Below are 18,769 nucleotides of genomic sequence, written 5' to 3' on the forward strand. Positions count from 1 at the left end.
CACTCCTTAAATCATTTTGTACATATTACTTAATTCATGTTGAATGTATGGTATCTCTAATAGCATTTCTTTGATTTCGGGTATCGATAATCTTCTAGTGTTATGAGAGTTATATTCTTCTGTGGAAGCTACCTTAATGCCCTGGTCGAAATACTTTTCATAATTCAAATCACGGTTATCGGCAGGTACACGGTAATATCCAAACATATCATCAGAAACTAAATATTCCTCTTTAGTTAGTAGAGTTTCATATAGCTTTTCACCATGTCTTGTTCCAATTATTTGAATCTCACTATTTGATTCGAATAATTCTATTAACGCTTGAGCTAGATCCGCAATTGTTGAGGCGGGCGATTTCTGAACCATAATATCTCCAGCACTTGCATTATTAAATGCAAAAACAACCAATTCAACAGCCTCATTCAAATTCATTAAAAACCGTGTCATTTTTGTATTTGTAATTGTTAGTGGTTTATTGGATTTTATTTGCTCTACAAAGAGCGGAATTACAGATCCTCTAGATGCCATGACATTTCCATATCTAGTTCCGCAGATAAGTGTTTTTTCAGGTGAAACGGTTTTAGATTTAGCTACCAATACTTTCTCCATAAGTGCTTTTGATATTCCCATTGCATTAATTGGGTATGCAGCTTTATCTGTTGATAGACAAATGACTTTTTTTACAGCATTTTGTATTGAAACATTAAGGACATTTTCTGTTCCTAACACATTTGTTTTAACAGCTTCCATGGGATAAAATTCGCATGCAGGAACTTGTTTAAGTGCCGCTGCATGAAATACATAATCCACGTCGTTCATAGAGTATTTTAGACTTGCTACATCACGAACATCACCAAGGTAAAACTTTAACTTATCATTATTATATATTTTTCTCATATCGTCTTGTTTTTTTTCATCACGGGAAAATATACGAATCTCTTTAATACCGGTGTGTAAAAACCGCTCCATTACAGCATTACCAAAAGACCCTGTTCCTCCAGTGATTAATAATGTTTTATCAGTAAACATATTCTCAATCCCTTTCAAAATAAACTTTGTTTTAAAAGTTATCTTATATTAATTTTTCAAGTCTATTCAGGAAATCTGTCGCTTCTAAGTAGAAAGAGTTTACATGTAAATGATGATCTTAGCGGAATTTAGATTCTTTCTTATGAACTTTTGCTACACTATAATAAATTTATATATTCGAGCAAAATATTCACTTTTCTATAGTATCTATATAAGTTGAAACTAGTAATTCCACTAAGCAATTGTCTCTTTAATCATTTCCCCTGAAAACTTCCTGTTTGCCACGCCTATTAAGACTTCCTTCACTTCCTCATCAGTCATATTCAAGAGTTCCTCAAGAATTAGGTTCATCTCTTTCTTACCAATTGGTGTTGCTCTACCGATATATATTTTAGGGAAAATGTAATCGTTTTGTATTTCGTCCTGATTCAATAACTCTTCAAAAAGTTTCTCTCCAGGTCGAATCCCAGAAAACTCAATTTCAATATCATCTTCGTCATAGCCTGAGAGCTTGATTAGATTTTTTGCCAAATCTATAATACGAACAGGATCTCCCATATCCAGTACAAATACCTCTCCCTTAGTGGCAAGTACCCCCGCTTGAATGACAAGTTTTGATGCCTCAGGAATTGTCATGAAGTATCTTGTCATTTTTGGATCCGTTACAGTGATAGGGCCTCCCTGTTTAATCTGACTAGTAAATAGTGGAATTACGCTACCTCGTGAACCAAGTACATTACCAAACCTCACGGCTGCATATTTTGTATTGCTATCTATTGCTAGATTTTGAACAATCATCTCAGCAAACCGTTTCGTGGCACCCATTATATTTGGTGGATTTACTGCTTTGTCAGTTGAAATCAATACAAAGTAAGGTACACCGAAAGTATCCGCTGCCTCTGCAACATTTTTAGTTCCAAATATATTGTTTTTAACTGCTTCCATTGGATTCTCTTCCATTAATGGGACATGTTTATGTGCAGCAGCATGATAGATGACATCAGGCATATATTCACTTATGATGTCCAGTATCCGATTTCTATCCTTAACATCTGCAACGATTGGAATGATTTTTGTTGAAAGTTGGGTGTACTTCCTTAATTCTAAATTAATGTTATAAATCGAGTTTTCACCATGACCTAATAGAATAAGTTCTTTCGGACGAAATTCAATTACTTGGCGGCAAATCTCCGACCCTATTGAACCTCCTGCACCTGTGACAAGTATTACTTTTCCAGTCAGTTTGTTCGCAATCGATTTCATATCCAGCTCCACTTCTTCTCTTCCCAAAAGGTCTTCTATCTTGACGCCTCGCATATCGTTAACCGAAACTTTACCTGTCATTAAGTCTTCAATACATGGAATAACCTGCGTTTTAACTCCAGTTCCAATACATAACTGCGATAGATTTGCCATTTCTACTTTTGATAATGAAGTAATAGCAATGACAATCGTATCTATATTGTGCTCAATTACAAGTTTCGGAATAAACTTAGTTCCTCGAATAACTTTTATTCCATGAATCTGTAGACCATTTTTCGTTAAATCATCATCCACAAAGAGTATTGGCTTCATTCCCGATTCAGGATCTTGGAGAACCTCACGTACAATCATTCTACCGGCCGAACCAGCTCCTACAACCATTGTTCGTGTTGATGCGGTTACATTTATATTGATTCTGTCGCTAAATAACCTCCAAGTTAATCTGGAGCCCCCGATTAGAAGTATATGAAGCATCCATGTGAGTGTAAGTACTCTTAAGTAAATATCAAAGGTAATCAAGAACTGAACAATTAAGACAACAATAATGGAATAAGTTACCGCTTTGAATATCAATTTTAGTTCACCAATAGATGCATATGACCATGCTTTCATGTATAAACCATACTTCCAAGCAAAAAAGTGATGAGCCATCTGTATTGTGACAGTGCTAACTAATAGCATTTTGTTAGTAAATATATTGGTGTATGGATATAAAATAAAATAGCCAATATATATCGCTGATAAAACAATTATGGAGTCAACTATTATTAGAAGACTCATTCTTTTTTTCATCGACATAACGGGCATCTACTCCTTTTGATAAATGTATTTAAGTGTTTAACTAGTAATTGCCCAGTATCAAAAATGTTTCTATCCCAAAATGATATTTTTAATATTTAAAAATAGTTGAAGTATTAACTGGCTTTTTTGCTGGACTCCACCATTTTTTATTAAAAGGTGTTTGAGGATCAAGGATTATGAGTGGCTCATCTTTAATAATACTTTTGTTGTTTTCCAGTAGAATATCAATTATGTTGGTAAGCCTCTTTTTTTCAAGGTAATCTAAGCCTTCGTTATAAAGAAAGGGTCTTGTCCGTAAATTGTGGACATCGGAACCATAAGAATGGATAAGGTTTGCCTCTACTAGTTTAAGTGCACATTTCTTTATAATCTTCCCAAAATGACCCGATAAACTGCCGGCTGTTACTTGTGCAACTGCACCATGCCGAATAAGTCGTTCAAGACGTTCCGGATTTTCCGCAATTCCGCGATTACGCTCGGGATGTGCAATGATTGGTATTTTCCCATCTGCAATCATCAACTGGATAATCTTTGTCGTATAAGCAGGTACTGAATATGAGGGAAGCTCAAGAAGAACGTATCGGGAGTTCGCAAGTGTCATAGCATCTCCAGTTTTCAAGTTTTGTATGATTTGCTCATGAAGTCGTATTTCCTGCCCCGAATGGACAGCTATCTTTAAACCTTCATTTTGCAGAATCTTTGTTAGATCCTCAATCTTTTTCAAGACAATTTCTTTTGTCACATGATAGTGAGGTCCAAATGCATGTGGTGTTGCAATAATATCTTTTATTCCTTGTTTTTCAGCTTGTTCAAGGATTTGAAGTGTCTCTTCAATAGATTTGGCTCCGTCATCTATACCGAATAAGAGATGACTGTGTATATCAACCACTTAGTATCTCCTTCCTGAGAACTTGTTTTATGATTTCATTCCACTTACGATGTTGTAAAATAACTTTGAGAGTAATAATGATTTTTTTCGAGCTTGAAATTATTTAATACAGCACCAATAATATTTGCGTTAGAAGTTTGTAACACATCCCTTGCTTTTTTAGCACTTTCTTTATCTGTCACTCCTGAATTTATAACGAGAATTGTGCCGTCACATTTATTTGATAAAATTTGTGCATCAGCTACAGAAAGAACTGGAGGTGCATCAAAAATGATGATGTCATATTTTAGTTTGAATTCTTTAATTAACAGATCCATTGACTTTGACCCTAGTAACTCAGCAGGATTTGGAGGGATTTGCCCACAAGTTATTAAATCTAGTCCTTCAACCCCTGTTTTATCTACGACATCGTCGGTATTCCACTGCCTTGTGAGCAAGTTTGATAATCCCATGCTGTTTGTTGTACGGAATGTATAATGCATTGTAGGTCTTCTCATATCACCATCCACCAACAGCACCTTTTTTCCTTCTTGGGCGAATACAACAGCAATATTTGCAGCTGAAGTAGACTTACCTTCTCCTGAAACAGCTGAAGTAATTAAAATAGTTTTCAATTCGTCATCTGGCATTGAAAAGTTTATATTCGTTCGTATCGTCCGATATTGTTCCGATGCAATTGAGTGTGTATTATCCCTGGTAACGAGATTTCTAGGGGCAATTTGTAATAACAGTTTTTTCTTTTTAAACATTCATTAATCGCCCCTTTCCTTTTTCGTTACTACTTTTTTTCATTCGTTTCATTTTCACAGCGGAAATAGGACTTACAAATCCAAGGATTGGTAATTCAAGAATTTCTTCAATATCTTGCTCTGTCTTTATCGTTGTATCTAAGTATTCGAGCAAGAACGCTATTCCAGTTCCAATCATCACTCCCATTACAGCGGCAATCGCCATATTCAGTATAGGATTTGGTTTAATTGGAGATTGATTTTCAGTGTAAATAGCTGGTGATAAAACATTTACATTATCCATGTTCATCAATACTTTAATTTCTTCTTGAAATACCTCTGCAATCGTATTTGCAGTTTGGACTGATCTTTCTAAATCTATATCTTGTACACTAACATTAATAACTTGAGAATTTTGAGCGCTATTTACAGACACTTTTGAATGTAAATCAGCGGGAGTCGTGTTCAATTCCATTTTCTCAATCACTTTGGATAAAATTGCGTGACTTTTAATAATGACATTATACGTATTAATGAGTTGTAAATTCGTTTGAATATCAGGTGCAGTTCCTGAACTTGTTCCCTCTTTTGGTTGATTAATAAGAATTTGTGTGGAAGATTCGTAAACCGGTGTTAAATAGTTGTAGCTAACAATTGCCGCGGCTCCTACTGCGAATAAAACGATGCAAATAATAAGTAAAAGCCTTTTACGAATCGTTTTAAATAGTTCTTGCAAGCTGATAGTATCTTCCAAATGCAACCACATCCCCTTCTTATACGGAATTACTATTATTAACCAATCTTTCTCATAATATACTTAGATAGCTATTGGATTATGAGTTTCTTTATTCCAACTTGTACTCTACTTAATTATTCATAAATATAAGTTGTCCCAGTTCTTGTTTTCTCTATGCATCTTATGCAGGTTATAAATTATTTAGTCCAAACTTCAAAGCTTGATATCTAATTACTGTATTTTTCTCCATAAAAAAAAGCCCGCATATGTGGGCTTTCAAGTGTTACTTCTTCAAATTATAAAATGTTTTCAATCCGTAATATTCGGCCGTATTATCGAGTTGGTCTTCGATTCGAAGCAACTGGTTGTATTTTGCAACACGGTCTGAACGAGACGGTGCACCTGTTTTAATTTGTCCTGCGTTTGTTGCAACAGCGATATCGGCAATCGTTGTATCTTCTGATTCACCAGAACGGTGGGAAATGATTGCTGTAAAGCCGGCACGTTTCGCCATTTCGATTGCATCAAATGTTTCTGTTAGTGTACCAATTTGATTTACTTTAATGAGAATCGAGTTGCCTATGCCTTCTTTAATTCCACGTGCTAATTTCTCTGTGTTTGTAACAAAGAGATCATCGCCAACGAGTTGAACTCTATCCCCTAAGCGCTCAGTTAATAGTTTATGTCCGGCCCAGTCATTTTCATCTAGTCCATCTTCAATTGAAATGATTGGATATTTGTCGCAAAGCTTTTCATACCAATCAACCATTTCAGCAGAGGTTCTTTTCACGCCTTCACCAGCTAGATTGTACGTTTTTTCCTCCGCATCGTAAAACTCAGAGGCTGCAACGTCCATTGCAAGAAGAATTTCTTCGCCTGGTTTGTAGCCCGCTTTTTCAATTGCTTCCAGAATAGTGTCCAATGCCTCTTCGCTTGAAGCCAAGTTGGGAGCGAATCCGCCTTCATCGCCGACAGAGGTATTCATGCCTTTACTTTGCAACACGGTACGCAAACTATGGAAGATTTCTGCTCCCATACGAAGACCATGTCTAAATGATTCAGCGCCAACGGGCATAATCATAAATTCTTGAATGTCCACGTTATTATCTGCATGCTCGCCACCATTTAAGATGTTCAACATTGGAACCGGTAATTGCTTCGCGTTTACTCCACCTAAATATTGATACAATGGAACGTCTAGGTAATCTGCAGCTGCATGTGCAACGGCCATTGATACGCCTAGTATTGCATTTGCGCCTAGTTTACCTTTGTTCGGGGTACCATCAAGTTCAATTAATACTTTATCAATAACTACTTGGTCAAGAACGGAATAGCCCTCTTCAAGTAATTCTTCTGCAATGTTTTCATTTACATGACTAACGGCTTTTAAAACACCTTTTCCGTTGTAACGCTTTTTATCGCCATCGCGTAATTCAACGGCTTCATATTCACCTGTTGATGCACCAGAAGGAACGATTGCTCGCCCAAAAGCACCGCTTAGTGTAAATACTTCAACTTCTACTGTCGGATTTCCACGTGAATCAAGAACTTCTCTTGCTTGGATATTTGTAATAATCGGCATATTTTTCTCCCCTAACTTAAAATAATGGTGTACCTGTCATCTTGTCTGGTTGTTTTAAATCAAGTAATTTTAGCATTGTTGGAGCAAGGTCTGCCAGTATTCCGCCTTCACGCAAAACTAGTTCTGGATGCGTAACAATTACCGGAACAGGGTTCGTAGTATGGGCAGTCATTGGTGTACCTTCTATAGTAATTACTTCATCTGCATTTCCATGATCTGCGGTAACAATTGCAGAACCGCCTTTTGCATGGAGTGCATCGATAATTCTTCCTAGACATTCATCAACAGTTTCAATCGCCTTTATAGTTGGTTCAAGAAGTCCACTATGTCCAACCATATCAGGATTCGCAAAATTAAGTATGATTGCGTCAAATAAATCATTATCAATTGCATTTATTAATGCATTTGTTACTTCATACGCACTCATTTCCGGCTTCAAATCATAAGTTGCAACTTTAGGTGAAGCAATGAGTATTCGCTCTTCACCAACAAACTTTTCTTCTCTTCCGCCACTCATGAAAAAAGTGACATGTGGATATTTTTCTGTTTCTGCAATTCGTAGTTGCCTCAGGCCATTATTTGAAATTACTTCACCTAGCGTGTCCTCAAGGTTTTCATTACTAAAAGCAATATCTGCCACAACTTCATCGCTATAATGGGTAAAAGTTACAAATTCCAAATTCGTGAATTTCTTAGCTTCCTTTTCGAATCCGTTAAATGCTTTGTCAGTGAATGCCCGAGATAGCTGAATTGAACGGTCTGGACGGAAGTTAAAAAACACAACTGCATCCGAATCTTCAACTGTTGCGACTGGCTGACCAAGTTCTTCTATAATAAACGGCATGACAAATTCATCATTGACGTCTTGTTCATACGAACGAAGCACACCTGCTGTAGGAGTTACCGCTGTATGTGCAATTCCATAAACGATTGCATTATATGCTTTCTCTACGCGATCCCATCGTTTGTCACGATCCATTGCGTAGTACCGACCGGATACAGAAGCAATTTTTCCAACGCCGATTCCTTGCATCATGGTTTCGGTTTGTTGAAGATAATCAAGAGCAGATTGTTGGGCAACATCCCGTCCGTCTAAAAACACATGGACAAAAACTTGGTCTACATCATTTAATTTTGCTAGTTTCAAAAGTGCAAATAAATGTTCATCATGGCTATGTACCCCTCCATCTGAGAGAAGGCCTATTAAATGTAAAGCAGAATCATTTTCTTTCACATGCGCAATCGCTTTAAGAAGGGCTGTATTTCGGAAAAAATCAGCTTCTCGAATCGATTTGTTAATACGAGTGAGATTTTGATAGACAATTCGTCCAGCACCTATATTTAAATGTCCTACCTCTGAATTCCCCATCTGTCCTTCGGGGAGACCAACTGCCTCACCTGAAGCAGTTAATGTCGTGTGAGGGAAGTTTTCCCAAAGCAAATCAAAATTTGGTTTCTTTGCTTGTGCAACAGCATTACCAATATTTTCTCCGCGCAGTCCAAAACCGTCCAGAATGATTAAAGCTACCGGACCATTACTCATATGAAGCAGCCTTAATTAATTTTAAAAATGAATTAGAATCTAAGCTTGCCCCACCTACAAGTGCCCCGTCAATATGCTCCTTCGTTAGAAGTTCCTCTATATTTTCAGGTTTAACACTACCACCATATTGAATTCGAACTTTATTTGCTACATCCGTACCATACAATTCCTCAATCGTATTTCGGATTGCGTGACAAACCTCATTGGCATCATCTGCTGTAGCTGTCTTTCCTGTTCCGATTGCCCAAATAGGTTCGTAAGCAATTACCGCTTTTGCGATTGTTTCACCTGTACAATTTAGAAAAGCGTTCTTTACTTGATTGGAAACTTTTTCAACTGTTTTATTGCTTTCGCGTTCCTCTAAAGTTTCACCAACGCAAACAATTGGCGTTAGGTTCGATTCAAACGCCGCCTTAACTTTTTTATTTACCGACTGATCTGTTTCGTTAAAATACATACGACGTTCTGAATGACCGATAATGACATATCGGACACCAAGATTACTAAGCATAGTAGGACTGATTTCACCTGTAAATGCCCCTTCTATTTCATCATGCATCGTCTGTGCACCAATTTGGATTGGCGATCCTTTTGTAATTTCTGCAAGTTCGTACAGATACGGGGCAGGTGGACAAATGACTGCTTCTACAATTTCCGATTCAATAATTTCTCCTTTTACTTCTAGAGCAAAACTCTTAGCTTCTTCGATTGTTTTATACATTTTCCAATTCCCGGCAATGATACGTTTCCGCAAAAAAACCCCTCCATTTACTTATCGTCTAGTGCTGTAACACCTGGTAACTCTTTGCCCTCCATGAATTCAAGAGAAGCACCGCCACCTGTAGAAATATGATCCATTTTATCTCCAACACCGAATTTCTTAACTGCAGCGGCCGAATCTCCACCACCAATTACGGTATATGCATTTGTTTTAGCCATAGCTTCTGTAATCCGTTTCGTCCCATTTTCGAATGGTTTCATTTCAAACACACCCATAGGTCCGTTCCAAATAATCAGCTTGGATTTATTAATAATTTCAGAATACAATTCTATCGTTTTAGGACCTATATCCAGTCCCATCCATCCTTCTGGAATGGAATCGATTGAAACTTCTTTCGTTAATGTATCTGCTGAAAATTCTTTCGCAATTACAGCGTCGACTGGTAAGAAGAGTTTTACACCTTTTTCATCAGCCTTTTTAATAAAGTACTTAGCCAGTTCAACTTTATCTTCTTCTACAAGTGAATTGCCGATTTCGTACCCTTGAGCTTTTGAAAAAGTATATGAAAGGCCGCCACCAATTAGTAAATTATCTACTTTATCTAGTAATTGATCGATTACACCTATTTTATCTTTCACTTTTGCTCCGCCGATAATTGCCGTGAATGGGCGTTCTGGATTTGTACGTGCATTTCCCAACACTTCTATTTCTTTTTCCAATAAAAAACCAGACGCTGCTGGAATATTTTCTGCAATACCGGCTGTTGAAGCATGTGCGCGATGTGCAACACCAAAAGCATCGTTGACAAATACATCTGCCAAGTCCGCAAATTTCTTCGCCAATTCTGGATCATTTTGTTCCTCACCGGGATGGAAACGAACATTTTCAAGGAGAACTATATCTCCGTTTTGCATAGCAGAAATGGCATTCTCTACCTCTTCGCCAATAGATGAATCTAGTTTTACAATGGATTTCCCTAGTAATTCCACAAGCTTTTCGCCTGCTCCGGTAAGTCGTAATTTCTCATTTACTTCACCTTTTGGACGACCAAGGTGACTTGCAAGGATAACTTTTGCACCATGTTCTATTAAGTATTTGATAGTTGGTATCGCTGCCCGGATTCTAGTATCGTCCGTTATGATTCCATCTTCTGTCGGTACATTAAAATCTACTCGGCAAAAAACGCGTTTTCCTTCAAGCTGCATATCTTTCATTGTCTTTTTAGACATCATGAAAAATGCCCACCTCCACATTAAATTAAAAATGAGGAACGGTATATTCCCGTTCCCCATACCCATTTACATTATAATGTTTCTTGGGCTATATGGCTATGTTTTACTGCTTTTCAATTACTCCTTCACGTAATTGTGTCCAAATTTCAGGGCTTTTTCTTAATACAGTGAAAGTTATTAAGACAAACCTTTCGTATACATATAAATCGCCAAATCAATACAACGTACTGAATAAGCAGTTTCGTTATCGTACCATGCAATTACTTTCACCATATTCCCTTCAAGAACCATAGTAGACAAGCCATCTATTGTTGATGAAGAAGGATTTCCATTGTAATCACTAGATACTAAAGGAAGATCACTATAAACCATTATCCCTTTTAATTCATTTTCAGATGAATCTTTAAAGGCTTTATTTACCTCTTCAACTGTAACGGTTTTATCAAGCTCCGCAACGAAATCTACAAGTGACACATTGGGAGTTGGAACACGGACAGCCATTCCGTCAAGTCTACCTTTCATTTCAGGTATTACTTTCGCTACTGAAGCAGCTGCACCTGTCGTCGTAGGAATCATGGATTCGGCAGCTGCACGTGCACGTCTATAATCCGAATGTGGTAAATCTAACAGTCTTTGGTCATTTGTATATGAGTGAATCGTAGTCATTAAACCGCGTTTCACTCCGAATTTGTCATTTAAAACTTTCACAACAGGAGCCAAGCAGTTCGTTGTGCAAGAAGCATTTGAAACGATATCGTCCAATTCCGGATCATAAATTTCATGATTCACTCCCATAACAAGCGTTGTTAAATTTCCTTGTGCAGGTGCGGATAAAATCACTTTCTTTGCTCCTGCATCAATATGCTTTTGTAACGTTTCTTTTGTGCGGAAAATACCTGTTGCCTCTATCACAAAGTCTATGCCAAGTTCTCCCCAAGGCAAGGAAGCGGGATCCTTCTCACTAAATACTTGAATCTTTTTACCATTAACAAATATATTATTTTCATCTACATCGATTTCAGCATCAAAAACACCATGAACTGTATCGTATTTAAGTAGATGTGCAAGCATTGCAGCATCCGATAAATCGTTTATTGCAACTACCTCAATCTCCCCTGATTTTATTGCTTCCCTTAATACGACTCTACCAATACGTCCAAATCCATTAATCGCAACTTTTATCGTCATTATTATTCCTCCACTACTCGTTATTTAACTTACTCTGCTAAAAGGCGTATCATTTCATTTGCTGCACTTTCATCTGTAACAAGGATCGTTTGTTTAGGAGCACTTGCCATATAGGATAGTATTGCTTCCGCCTTCTGTTCTCCTCCAGCTACAGCAATAATTAATGGAACCTTTTGTAATTGCTCAGTTTGAATTCCAACCGTTCGTATGTGGTGAACTTTTTTACCACTACGATCAAAATAATAACCAAACGATTCCCCTTTCGCTCCCTTTTCCAGTAAAAGATGTTGTTCTTCTATTGAAGAGCTACGAAGTTTGGCCATAGTCTGTGCATCACCTATTCCGTGCAATACGCAATCGGTATTATCATATAGATTAATCATTTTCAAAATGGCGGGATCCTTTCGGAATACTTTATGGGCTTCTTCGCTTAACGCTTCGGGATAATAGAAGGCTTTATATGAACTGCCGCAAGCCTCTGCAAAGGAAGCCGCAATCACATTTGCCTGTAAACCAATATCTTCTCCTACTCCTCCACGTGCCGCTATGAAAAGCAAATCATTTTGAATCATAGAACTCTTAATATATTTAGGTATTAAGGCGATAGACGTACCACCCGTAACCGCAACTGTTTTTCCATCACCAATTTCATCCATAAATTGCTTAGCCGCCTCGATGCCAAGCGAACTATTCTCAGTCGTGTCTCCAACAACTTTTACAGATTGAATTCCAAGAAGTTCCTCTAGTTTCTTGGCAAGTAAAGACAGTTTGGACAGATTATCTATAGTTGTTTCAAGTGCATGTAGAACTTTTATTCCTTCATTGGTAATCGATGCGCCCATTTTGGATACGTTTATTAAATTTTGTTCTCTAAGCTGATCGAGCATTGTTCGGATTTCACGTTCGGTCATTTTGGATAATTCTCCGAGAGTTCTTCTACCGACTGGGCCCGCTGTTTTGACCAGTTTTAACAAGCGGTATCTTTCCTTCATTAACTCAACCATTTCAGGAACTAGTTTACTTTGGGCATCAAATATTTCTTCCAAATTATCAACTCCTCACTTACAGATGGGCAATTAATGGCCCACTTATTCTCAAAACGTCCCACCAAAAACAAAGAAATATCTTACTTATAGTGTACATGTTTCAACATCATTTTACAAACAATTCAATAATATCAACATACCCAATATTTCCTGATAATAAAACATGCCGATCCTTTTCTATGACGGGAATCATTAACATATATTTTTCATGGGCCACATCATCTTCCAATATGTTCACGCGTGTCCATGATAACGGATAGTCTTCCTGAACTAATTCCATCATTCTTTCAGCATCATCGCATAACGAGCAACCAATCTTTGTATAAAAAACAACATGCATATCCATTTCCCCCACTCAATTCATTCTAACTACGAGTATAAATGAAAAAGGGACAGCATTCCCCAAATGCCACTCGAGTGATACTGTCCTTTTATGTTCACCAACTTCTTCCTGCCCCGCCTCCTCCGGTGGAACCTCCACCGCCTCCCCGGAACCCACCACCGCCACCTAGGCTGCCACCACCAAAACTACCTGGGAAAACGATTGGACCACCGCTTCTACGACCGCCAGAACCACCACCTCTTCCTCCTCTGCCACCTTTACCAAAACTCATAATGACGAAGATGATAATAATTACTATAATTGGGAAAGGGATTCCAAAGCCGGAATCATCATCACTATCGACTACAGTAACTGGTGCAACCGCAGTGTCCCAATCGTATTCTTTGGCAATCTCATTGAAAAACGTTTTGTATACTTCCGTGATCGCTAAATCGGGTTGTTCATTTTCCAAATAAGGATATGCCACCGTATCAATGATTCTTCCCACTTTTCCATCTGGAAGAGCACCTTCAAGGCCATAACCGACTTGTAAGTAAAAATGACGATCTTTATTTGAGTTTTGTTCTGTTGTTACAACAAGAAGAGCACCATTATTATCTTCTTTCGTGCCTAGTCCATATTCACGATACGCCTTCACTGAGAACTCTTCGACAGCTTCATCGCCTATGTTTGGCATGATGAGTACAGCAAGTTGCGCAGTTGTCGCATCTTCCAACTGAATTGCATAGTTGGTAAGCTCTTTTACTTGTTCTTCCGATAATACATTCGCAAAGTCTTGTATAAAAATGCTGCTTCCTTTTGGTTTCGGGACCTCAGCTGCAAACGTCACCGATGTAAAAAAAGTAAGCACTACGATTGATGTTATGAGTAAGCTATTAACAAAATAACGCATTAATCTTTGTCATTTCCAAAATCAACTTTTGGTGTTTCATTCGCAGCTGCATCCGCTTGAAAATATTCTTTCTCTTCAAATCCAAATATAGAAGCCGTTAACTTGCCCGGAAAACGTTTTACTTGTTTGTTGTATTTCCCAACATCAGTATTATAATCCTGTCTAGCAACACCAATTCGATTTTCAGTGCCTTCAAGTGAATCCATTAATTGTATAAAGTTTTCATTCGCTTTTAAATCTGGATAGTTCTCAACAACGACAAGAAGACGTCCTAAGGCACTTTCCAACTCTCCATTTGCCGCTGATTGCTCGTCAGGACCTTGAGCACCTGCAAGTTTTGCCCTTGCATTCGAAATATCTGAAATAACTTCTTTCTCATGACTTGCAAATCCCTTTACTGTTTCCACTAAGTTTGGTATTAAGTCTAATCTTCTTTGCAACTGATTTTCAACTTGTGCATAAGATTCATTAATATTTTCTTCCAATGTGACAAATTTATTGTAGCTTGGAATAAGAATCAAAGCCAAAACAACTAGCAGTACAACAATCATTAGTATCGGACCAAGTATCTTTTTCATTACACCACTCCTTCATTCGGATTCATTAATCATTACCCTAAACTTTACTTATATAAAACTTTAGGGTGTATTAAACTATACTGTCCAACATCCAGAAAAGTTTCATCTTTCAAACAAATTTACTTCAATACAAAAAGCACTGCCCAAAAGCAATGCTTTCTAATTCAACCTCTTTTAACATCCAAAGTGAGTAAATTATATAAATACTTTTTTAAAATCATACCTTCAGTAAATATTCGCTAAACAACTCCAGCTGTTTTTTACTAACAATATCTTGCGAGAATAAGGGCACGAAGATTAACTGTTGTTGAGTAAACGTTTTATTAATCTTGTCCACATATTGCTTTTCATGTTTTTTTCGTTCCATTATAAAGTTGCCATCTGCCGATTCAGGTAAGACTTTATTTATGATGAGCATAGTCACATGTAAATTATATTTGTTCAACAATTCAATCGCTTTTTTCGTTTCTAAAATAGGTAATCTTTCAGGATTTAATACAAAAATAAATCCCGTTTGTTTCTCATCCAACAATACTTTACGCACTTCAGAAAAACGACTTTGCCTCACCCGTAACACATCATAAATTGGATCTTCAATTGGTTCGCCGTCATTCAAGAGTTGTGTGTAGTTCTCATTCGTTTTCTTTCGCTTTTCGAGTAACCCTTCAATCCATACACCCATCAATTCAGGTAAAGACAGTAAACGAATGGTATGGCCGGTCGGTGCGGTATCAAAAATAAGTTTGTCGAAGTTGGCTCTTTCTTCCAAAATAATACTGATCAACTTATCGAATAGGGCCGCTTCATCTGCTCCTGGGGAAGCTTTCGCTGTGTCCAATTGACGATGCACTTCTTCCATCATTGCAGAATGGAGTACCCCTTTTATGTTTTCTTTCACACTTTTAATGTAATTATTAGTTTCAATTTCCGGGTCAATTTCAAGGGCATAAAGGTTTTTTACAATTCCTTTAATTTTCCCACCTATTTTTAAATCGAAAATGTCCCCAACATTATGTGCGGGATCCGTGGATATGAGTAGAGTTTTATATCCTTTTTGTGCTAATTTTAAAGCAATTGCTGCCGCCGACGTTGACTTGCCAACACCGCCTTTACCCCCTACAAAAATAATGCTTTTCTCTAATACTTCCATTTCAACACTCCGCTCCAAACAAAAATCATTTTAACAACATCGGATACCAGTCATCGGCGATTTCTCCATCCCCATCCGCAAATGCCAATCATGAAATTTTTCAATCATATAAGGATAAAGCTCAAGTGTGTAATAATAAGCGGGATTTGGAATTCCAATCATTTCGGAATATAGAAGAAGAAAAAACAAATCATCTTCGTCTCTTAATTCTCTGGCAACCTCCCTCCTATGCGGCATACTAAGTACTTCCTCATACCAGTTAACCAGTAGTTTCAATTTATCAAGCATGCAATCACCCCACGTAAGACTTATATGAAATGGGATTACTTTGAAAGCAATCCCATTTAATCAATAAACTAATCAATCTTCATCTTCATTTACAATCCGATTATCCGATTTACCGGACAAGGCGGATATCGCTGTAAAGATGATCCATACGGCAAAGACGAATATAATTGCCCCGAATACGAATAGAAGCATATTCGTATCATTTCCAAACCACGACCACTGGAAAATAACTTGCTGGAACATCGCATAAAGCGTCATGCTCATTAAGAAAATCATTGGAATAATCGTGATTAAATAGTTACGACCAAGACGCTTTAACCAGATGGATATTAACAACAAACTAATTCCTGCCAGTAACTGGTTCGCGGTACCAAATAGTGGCCAAAGTAAATATCCACCGGATCCAAGACCATTCGGACCTTTCGGAATGAGTACTAATGCGGCACTTGAAATAACTGCAATTGTTGTTGCCACATGCTTTTTCTCCAAAGAAGGAATTTTATATTCCACACCGAGTTCAGAAATAATGTAGCGCATTAAACGAACGGATGTATCCAGTGTTGTTGCTGCAAAGCTTACAATGATAATCGAAACAATTGTTGTTGCGATATGTGCTGGAATCATTAATCCAGTAGCAAGACTACTAGCACCTTCAATAAAGACACCTAGTCCGCCGGCACTTGCTGCACCAAAACTTGAATACGTTGCAAGGAACGCATCTTTAGTTGGAAAGATTGTAATAACCGCAATGATTGCGATAAGAGCCAAGATTCCTTCTCCAACGGCACCTAAATAACCTACAAAACGTGCATCCGTTTCTTTATTTAGTTGTTTCGAACTCGTTCCAGAAGATACAAGCCCATGAAATCCTGAAATTGCACCACACGCAATCGTTATGAATAGAAGCGGAAACCACGAAACATCGGTAACTGTGTTCATCGCCGGTGCTGTAACAGTTGGATTGACAAAAAGAAGCCCCAAGTACAAAATACCAAGTCCTACAACAAGCTGGTGCGAGTTGATAAAATCACGCGGTTGTAATAACTTCCAAACCGGTAGAACCGAAGCAATATATACATAGATCATTAGAACGACAATCCAAATGAAGAAAGCGGTAGAAATTGCTCCAAGACCGAATAAGCCCGCCGCGTCTGCACCACCCATATACTTCACCAAATCAATTTGAAGGAAGCTGTATTGACTCGAAAAGATCGCTGCAATATACATAATTGCAAGTGCAATTAATGACGGTACAAGCATTTTCGCCTTTTTCTTATAAACCGTATGACCAATCCAAATTGCAAGTGGTATTTGGATAAACACCGGGAAGACGCTCGCTGGAAACTTAATAAATAGATTGGAAATGACCCAGGCAAAAACAGCATTGATCATTAACACTAATATTAAAATAATAAAAAGGAATAATACTTTTGCACGCTGTCCTATCAATCGATGTGCCAATGTTCCAACAGACTGTCCTTTATTTCGAACCGATAAAACGAGTGTTCCAAAATCATGAACACCTGCTGCGAAAACGGTTCCAAGAACAACCCATAAAAACGCTGGCAGCCAACCCCAATATACCGCTATGGCTGGCCCAAGAATGGGAGCAGCTCCGGCAACCGAGGTGAAATGATGACCCCAAAGAACAAATTTATTCGTAGGCACAAAATCCACATTATCCTTATAACGATGTGCAGGCGTAATATAATTGGGATCTAGTCGAAAGATCTTTTCAGCAACAAATTTTGAATAAAAGCGATACCCTAAACCCATGATTAACATACCAATAAGTGCTAGTGCAATCGCATTCAATAAACCTACTCCCATCCCTTAATTAGTAGTAATGAATAGAATTCAGCAAACATTTATCTTTTAATCACCTCCCTTTATATCAAACGCGTTGTAACATAGTATGATTACCACTGTCTAATTATTAGGACAGATATTATCATGAAACAAAAATCTTCTTATCTTATTGCATCCATACAAAAAAAACACTCACAAACGCTATTTCACAACGTTTATGGGTGTTTATTTAGTTTATACATAGTATATTGGCTGTACTTTGTCACCCACTATAGCTTCAGAATTCAGTTCATATCCAACCAAATGAGCGCTTTTTGTTCTAGTTCCTTAACAAAAGCATCTTTACCATCCGCATAGGATGCAATATCGCTTGGAAATTGTTTAGCAAGGCTCTCTTTTATATCACCATACTGCCTTGCATCTTCAGGGTGTGTCCGTAGGTAATCCCTTACAGCAAGATGACGATTAATATCTATCTTGTTATCTATCTGAAATACGTGCATTTGATGTGTTCTGATATCTGCACCTTTTCTAAAGTACCTCCTCCCTTTAATCCCAAACTCGCCCATACATTCGTAACCAATATCCTCCATTCTTTTATTAAATGAATCCATTTTTTCAATTTTTCTCACTACCGGCATAATGTCGATGATTGGCTTAGCCTTTAAACCACTAACAGAAGTGCTTCCAATATGATAAATATCAACTAACTCTTCACCAAGAAGTTCTTTAAGCTTATAAGATTCGTCCTTGAACATCTGACACCATTTTTCATTATGATCTTTTATCTCAATCCTCATAAAGTACCTCTCCTTTATTTTTAAAATTGAGTATTCAATTTAGACACTAACAGAAATTTTAAAGTCTTTTCATATATGATACACTTTTGGTACTAAGTTAGGAGTGGTTTAATTGAAAAAGCCGTGGGATTATAAAGGTGTCATCGAGAAA

The 18,769-nt window shown here is 37.5% G+C and carries 18 protein-coding genes; all 18 read right to left on the reverse strand.

The genetic code is table 11. The annotated features are described in order from the left end of the window. Positions 1-6: 6 nt before the first annotated feature. Positions 7-1,029 (reverse strand): polysaccharide biosynthesis protein, encoded by a 1,023-nt coding sequence (locus ACP8HH_RS14490; RefSeq protein ID WP_438312468.1) that lies wholly within the window; start codon positions 1,027-1,029, stop codon positions 7-9. A gap of 234 nt (positions 1,030-1,263) precedes the next feature. Beyond that, positions 1,264-3,090 carry a polysaccharide biosynthesis protein gene (locus ACP8HH_RS14495; RefSeq protein ID WP_438312470.1) on the reverse strand — a complete coding sequence of 609 codons (1,827 nt, stop codon included), beginning with the start codon at positions 3,088-3,090 and terminating at the stop codon, positions 1,264-1,266. Between the two features lie 91 nt (positions 3,091-3,181). Next, entirely contained in the window at positions 3,182-3,982 is an 801-nt protein-coding gene (locus ACP8HH_RS14500) for a tyrosine-protein phosphatase (RefSeq protein WP_438312472.1), read from the reverse strand. A 44-nt stretch (positions 3,983-4,026) separates the two neighbouring features. Beyond that, positions 4,027-4,731, reverse strand: a complete 705-nt coding sequence (locus ACP8HH_RS14505) for a CpsD/CapB family tyrosine-protein kinase (RefSeq protein WP_438312473.1) — start codon at positions 4,729-4,731, stop codon at positions 4,027-4,029. Next, positions 4,724-5,476 (reverse strand): YveK family protein, encoded by a 753-nt coding sequence (locus ACP8HH_RS14510; RefSeq protein WP_438312475.1) that lies wholly within the window; start codon positions 5,474-5,476, stop codon positions 4,724-4,726. Before ACP8HH_RS14510 ends, ACP8HH_RS14505 begins: the two co-directional genes overlap by 8 nt. Before the next feature lie 253 nt (positions 5,477-5,729). Further along, positions 5,730-7,028 carry a phosphopyruvate hydratase gene (eno, locus tag ACP8HH_RS14515; protein WP_438312477.1) on the reverse strand — a complete coding sequence of 433 codons (1,299 nt, stop codon included), beginning with the start codon at positions 7,026-7,028 and terminating at the stop codon, positions 5,730-5,732. Positions 7,029-7,044: 16 nt separating this feature from the next. Further along, complete coding sequence (gene gpmI / locus ACP8HH_RS14520; protein WP_438312480.1) at positions 7,045-8,571, reverse strand: 2,3-bisphosphoglycerate-independent phosphoglycerate mutase; 1,527 nt, start codon at positions 8,569-8,571, stop codon at positions 7,045-7,047. Continuing rightward, a complete protein-coding gene (gene tpiA / locus ACP8HH_RS14525) occupies positions 8,564-9,325 on the reverse strand; it encodes a triose-phosphate isomerase (protein ID WP_438312482.1) in 762 nt (253 codons plus the stop codon). Before tpiA ends, gpmI begins: the two co-directional genes overlap by 8 nt. A 14-nt stretch (positions 9,326-9,339) precedes the next feature. Then, positions 9,340-10,521 carry a phosphoglycerate kinase gene (locus tag ACP8HH_RS14530; RefSeq protein WP_438319197.1) on the reverse strand — a complete coding sequence of 394 codons (1,182 nt, stop codon included), beginning with the start codon at positions 10,519-10,521 and terminating at the stop codon, positions 9,340-9,342. A gap of 180 nt (positions 10,522-10,701) precedes the next feature. Next, positions 10,702-11,712 carry a type I glyceraldehyde-3-phosphate dehydrogenase gene (gap, locus tag ACP8HH_RS14535; RefSeq protein ID WP_438312484.1) on the reverse strand — a complete coding sequence of 337 codons (1,011 nt, stop codon included), beginning with the start codon at positions 11,710-11,712 and terminating at the stop codon, positions 10,702-10,704. 29 nt (positions 11,713-11,741) lie between these two features. Next, the gene (locus ACP8HH_RS14540; protein WP_438312486.1) at positions 11,742-12,758 is read right to left on the reverse strand and encodes a sugar-binding transcriptional regulator; all 1,017 of its coding nucleotides are present in this window, start codon (positions 12,756-12,758) and stop codon (positions 11,742-11,744) included. 106 nt (positions 12,759-12,864) lie between these two features. Beyond that, positions 12,865-13,098, reverse strand: coding sequence for a glutaredoxin family protein (locus ACP8HH_RS14545; protein ID WP_438312489.1), 234 nt, complete (start codon positions 13,096-13,098; stop codon positions 12,865-12,867). A gap of 97 nt (positions 13,099-13,195) precedes the next feature. Next, positions 13,196-13,993 carry a TPM domain-containing protein gene (locus tag ACP8HH_RS14550; RefSeq protein WP_438312491.1) on the reverse strand — a complete coding sequence of 266 codons (798 nt, stop codon included), beginning with the start codon at positions 13,991-13,993 and terminating at the stop codon, positions 13,196-13,198. Further along, positions 13,993-14,571 (reverse strand): LemA family protein, encoded by a 579-nt coding sequence (locus ACP8HH_RS14555; protein WP_438312493.1) that lies wholly within the window; start codon positions 14,569-14,571, stop codon positions 13,993-13,995. The genes ACP8HH_RS14550 and ACP8HH_RS14555 overlap by 1 nt, the downstream gene beginning before the upstream one ends. Positions 14,572-14,788: 217 nt before the next feature. After that, on the reverse strand, positions 14,789-15,721 hold the full coding sequence (locus ACP8HH_RS14560; RefSeq protein ID WP_438312496.1) for an ArsA family ATPase: 933 nt from the start codon (positions 15,719-15,721) through the stop codon (positions 14,789-14,791). A 30-nt stretch (positions 15,722-15,751) separates the two neighbouring features. Continuing rightward, complete coding sequence (locus ACP8HH_RS14565; protein WP_438312498.1) at positions 15,752-16,009, reverse strand: cory-CC-star protein; 258 nt, start codon at positions 16,007-16,009, stop codon at positions 15,752-15,754. Positions 16,010-16,081: 72 nt separating this feature from the next. Beyond that, a complete protein-coding gene (locus tag ACP8HH_RS14570) occupies positions 16,082-17,824 on the reverse strand; it encodes a carbon starvation CstA family protein (protein ID WP_438312499.1) in 1,743 nt (580 codons plus the stop codon). 278 nt (positions 17,825-18,102) lie between these two features. Further along, a complete protein-coding gene (locus tag ACP8HH_RS14575) occupies positions 18,103-18,618 on the reverse strand; it encodes a GrpB family protein (RefSeq protein WP_438312501.1) in 516 nt (171 codons plus the stop codon). Positions 18,619-18,769 lie beyond the last annotated feature (151 nt).

Source organism: Sporosarcina sp. FA9 (assembly GCF_051550205.1).
In the GTDB taxonomy this organism is placed as follows: Bacteria; Bacillota; Bacilli; order Bacillales_A; family Planococcaceae; genus Sporosarcina.